The 4,034-nt window shown below is 63.9% G+C and carries 3 protein-coding genes and 1 pseudogene; 1 reads left to right on the top strand and 3 read right to left on the bottom strand.

All coding sequences use genetic code 11. From position 1 onward, the window contains the following. Positions 1-460 precede the first annotated feature (460 nt). Complete coding sequence (locus ABH927_RS34085) at positions 461-1,639, bottom strand: HNH endonuclease (RefSeq protein ID WP_370028609.1); 1,179 nt, start codon at positions 1,637-1,639, stop codon at positions 461-463. 315 nt (positions 1,640-1,954) lie between these two features. After that, a complete protein-coding gene (locus ABH927_RS34080; RefSeq protein WP_370028607.1) occupies positions 1,955-2,590 on the bottom strand; it encodes a tyrosine-type recombinase/integrase in 636 nt (211 codons plus the stop codon). 668 nt (positions 2,591-3,258) lie between these two features. Between ABH927_RS34080 and ABH927_RS34075 the strand changes: the two genes are divergently transcribed. After that, the gene (locus ABH927_RS34075) at positions 3,259-3,672 is read left to right on the top strand and encodes an SRPBCC family protein (protein ID WP_370028605.1); all 414 of its coding nucleotides are present in this window, start codon (positions 3,259-3,261) and stop codon (positions 3,670-3,672) included. Positions 3,673-3,832: 160 nt separating this feature from the next. Here ABH927_RS34075 and ABH927_RS34070 read toward each other — a convergent pair. Next, positions 3,833-3,946 (bottom strand): annotated as a pseudogene (locus ABH927_RS34070) (nucleotidyltransferase domain-containing protein); the annotation flags it as partial. Positions 3,947-4,034 lie beyond the last annotated feature (88 nt).

Here is a 4,034-nt window from a genome sequence, read left to right as displayed (position 1 = left end):
GCCCGTACGCGAAAGAACCCGACCAGCAAGTACGGACCAAACGCCGGGCAGCACCCCGCAACCGCACAGACCTACAGCTTCCACGCCGACGTCACAATCTTCGAGAAGGGACTTGCCTCCCGTCCCCGACGCTAAACGCAACGGCGTTGGAGTAGACCAGCAGAGACGATCTTTTGTAGTGCGGCGAAGGAGAGGTCGAAGCGGGCGGCCGCCTGCCGCAGGGTGAGCAAGGTCATGGGCCCGTGTTATTGCCTCTCAGATTGCTGTTTCTTGACTTTCGAGTGGAGCGTAACGGACGTGCGAGCTGTTCAGAAGGAAGTTCGCTGGGCCGCCTGCTGCCTCGAACACAGCCTGCTCTGCGGTCTTGCGTACGACAGTCGGGGATCGAGGCAAGGGGCGGGTAGCAATCTTGATGGTTCGCTTCCGCGCTGTTGAGGACACCCTTGCGCACTTGATCAAGCTATGGATTTGCCGAGATCTTCCGGTGGTAGGCAAGGTGGGACCTGCTGATGACGTGTTCAGGCATCCTGCGCAGGGAACCCAGGCCAACCGTGGCGCCGGTCAGGGCGTCCAGCATCGTGAAGTCGTTCTGGATCAGGATCGCGCCACGATCGAACAGGGCGTGATCGTTGGGGCACAGGCAGAGAAGGTTGCTTCGTTCGTCTGGGCCGTCGTGAGGACTGCCGACGGGCCGGATGTGGGCGGCCTCGGCGTAGTACCCCTCGCGGAGGGCCAGGCGTGTCCCGCATATCTGGCATCGGTGATCATGGATGTCTTTGACCAATCGTGCGAGAGCGGAGTCGCGGATTACGCGCATGCCGGTGACTTCACGCTGGGGCGGTGCTGGTGTCTCTGCCTGCAGGGGTGGGGTATCCGCTGAGGGCGTGAGTCCGACGCGGGTAAGGAGTGCCTCCTGATTGACGCCGGTGAAGTACTCGTTCAACAGCAGCGCGACGGCGCGTGCGCGAATCACTTCCCGCATCACCAGGTCATGCACCCATGGAAGCAGGCCGCTCGCGGGCTGGTGTTGACGCATCCATCGGATCGGTAAGTTGCCGCTCGCGGCGGGCGGATCCTGTTGGCCCGGCAGTTCCCAAAGTCCGAAGTGGGTGAGCTTGAGGACCGGGTACTCGGGGTTTGGGGCATCATCGTCGAGTCCGAAAGTCGTGATCAGCTCGCTGATCTCCTGACGGGTGACCGGCCAGGAGACGAGCCGTGTTTGGCCCTGGGCGGCCCGTCCCAGGGCCCACAGGAGTGTGAGTGGCTGGTGCCTCTTGCGCCGATGAGTCTGTGGGGATATCGCGGTTTCGAGGTTCGCGACCTTGTGCAGCAAGAGCTCGACCGGATCCTCGGGAAGAGGTTGTCCTGGCGTGGTCACCGTGAAGCCGAGGCGGGAGAGGGCACGTGCCACGGTGATGTTGCCGCCGGAAAACTCGGCGGCGCGTAGAGGGCGGCCGGTCACGCCGCGGTGGGCGACTCCGGCGATCGCTTTGGAGTCATATCGCCTGCCCTCATGGATGAGGAAGTAGTCCCGGGCCGGGCGGTAGCCGTACTGATCGAGGAACGCGTCGCGGCCCAACTCGTCGTGCTCCTCGAGGGCCGCGAGCACCATCTCATGGCGAAGATCAGATAGACCCACCTCGACATGATACGTAGGAAAGTCGCGTGAAACGACATAACAATTTGCGGCGTTTCTGCGGGTTCACGCCGCTCTTCCGGTAGAGAGGGGCGTGAAGCTATTCCCACTGGGATGGACCACCCTTGATGGGGTGACCTGACTCGGCGACTGCCACCTACAGTTCCGCGGGACCCCTCTGGAAAGAGGGGTGGGACGTGGCCCAGCTTTGAGAGTCGTGGGCGAGAAAGTCAAGGCAGGATTGCGGCAGATATTCCAGTGACCGCACCCCTCGCCGCGACACAGCGATCCGCAGCAATACTTGTCCATTGCACCTGGCTATCTACTCGACCGGGCGCGCGTACGAGCAAGGGCGTCAAGGGCGGTTTCGTCGGCGTCGGGGAGGGTGTGGAGGTACTTCTCGGTGGTGGAGATGCTGCCGTGGCCGAGGCGCTCTTTCACCACCTGAAGGTCGGCGCCGCCGGCGAGGAGCCAGGAGGCGTGGGCATGACGGAGGTCGTGCATCTTAACCTTGAACTCCAGGCCTGAGACAGCCAGAGCCGGCCGCCATACCTGGTCGCGGAACCAGCGGCGGGGGATGTGGCCGTCGGTGTCCCAGCGCCGGGTCTGGCGCGGGTCGTCCCTTCCGGCGGCTCGGCGTTCCGCTCGGTAGGTGGCGTAGGCGTTCCTGCAGTGCTGGCAGCGGCATTTGCCCGCGGAGTAGGCGCTGAGTGTGCCGTGCCGGTACCGGCGTCCGGCGGCGTTCGGTTCGGTCAGGCCGAGGTGCTCGACCGGTTGCGTCTCTGGCTGTGGTGTCGGCTCTTCGGGGCGGTAGACGAAGAGCAGGTCGTCACGTTCCAGCTTGCTGTTGCTGGTGAAGGTGCCGGCCGAGTGCCGCTCTCCGCGGATGTCCCGGTACATCGCCGTGTACCGCTTCTTGCCGTCTGCTCCGACCCTGACGTAGGAGTGGCCCATGCGTCCTCCTGATGATCGTCCGTTGCTCATTTGTTGCTGTATCCCGCGTCAGCGGTCGAGATCCGCTGACAGGATCCGACAGCCCAATCAGGCCGTCTACCTGCACTTTAATGGATGTGAGGCGATCAGCTCGGCATTTGGTTGAACGAGAAAACCTGACTGGGGGTCAAGGGGTCGCAGGTTCAAATCCTGTCGTCCCGACCGCGTTTTCGCAGGTCGGATAGGGTGTCACGTGATCACGTGGCGCCCTTTTCTGTTGCTGAGTGACCAACTGAGTGACTGTCACCGGTGACAGGGTGAGGCGGCCTGTGACCTCTCAATCCCCAGCGCAGCAGCCGGATCCGCTCGTGGTTGATCGTCTCCGCGTGGCCGCGGTCGAGCTGTGGCTGGCGGTCGATGCTCTGGTGTAAAGGGGTGGCAGGTTCAAATCCCGCTGTCTCGACTCCGTCAGCGGTGAGCGATCTGGTGAGCGTCGGCGATGGCCATGAAGTCGAGGGGTTGGATCCGCCGGGAGAAGGGGTTGAGGTAGAGCTCCAATAGATGTCCAGGTTGCCGCGTGTCCAGGTGCGGAGGCGGTCCGGGTCGTGTCCACCGTGAGTTCTGGGCTCGGATGTGCTCCGGCTAGGTTGATCACGACCTGTCCCGCCCTGAGAGGAGCCCCTGCCGCCATGGCCTCCATCCGCCACGAGATTGTGATCGACGCGTCCCCCGAGCACATCTGGGACGTGCTGCGCGACGTCGGCGCCGTGCACGAGCGCCTGCTGCCCGGTCGCGTTACTGGCACCCGGCTCGAGGGCGACCAGCGGTTCCTGACCTTTCCCGATGGGCACGTCATCCGTGAGCTGATCGTCGCGATCGACGACGACGCGCGCCGCCTGGCCTACTCCGTCGTTGAGGGCGCGCGGCCACCGATCGAGCACCACCATGCCTCGTTCGAAGTTCGCTCTGAGGGTGACCGGGCGGGCCGGCTGATCTGGACCACCGACGTCTTGCCGCACGTGCTCGCCGCCGAGATCCGGATTCGCATCGAACGCGGCGCGGTGGAGATGAAGCAGGCGATCGAGGCCGCAGCACGCGGCTGAACGCCGACCGACACGCTGATCGCCTCTGCACGTTTACCTGTACCTGGCTCTGTAAGGGAAGCAGTACGCCGACACCATCGAAGAATGGCCGCCGGTAGCGGCTTGCCAGTTGGGTGGGCGCGTGCTCCAGGGCGATGATCGGCTTGGGTTCCGGCGGTGCGGCGGACACCGCTATGAAGTCGATGTCGCTCCAGCCCGGGTGGAAATCGTCCAGAGCGGTGGAACCGGTCAGGTAAAACCTTCGAAGAAGTCGGGGGATCGCAGCGTCGAGCAATGATCGAAACCTGTGGATCTGCCGGGAGGGGGTGTACCTTCCCGGATCATCCGATGATGGTTTCGAGATTAGGCCGACGCGCCAACGT

This window comes from Planotetraspora sp. GP83, assembly GCF_041262585.1.
Lineage (GTDB): Bacteria > Actinomycetota > Actinomycetes > Streptosporangiales > Streptosporangiaceae > JAOEGB01.
This window is presented reverse-complemented; position numbering and strand designations above follow the sequence as displayed.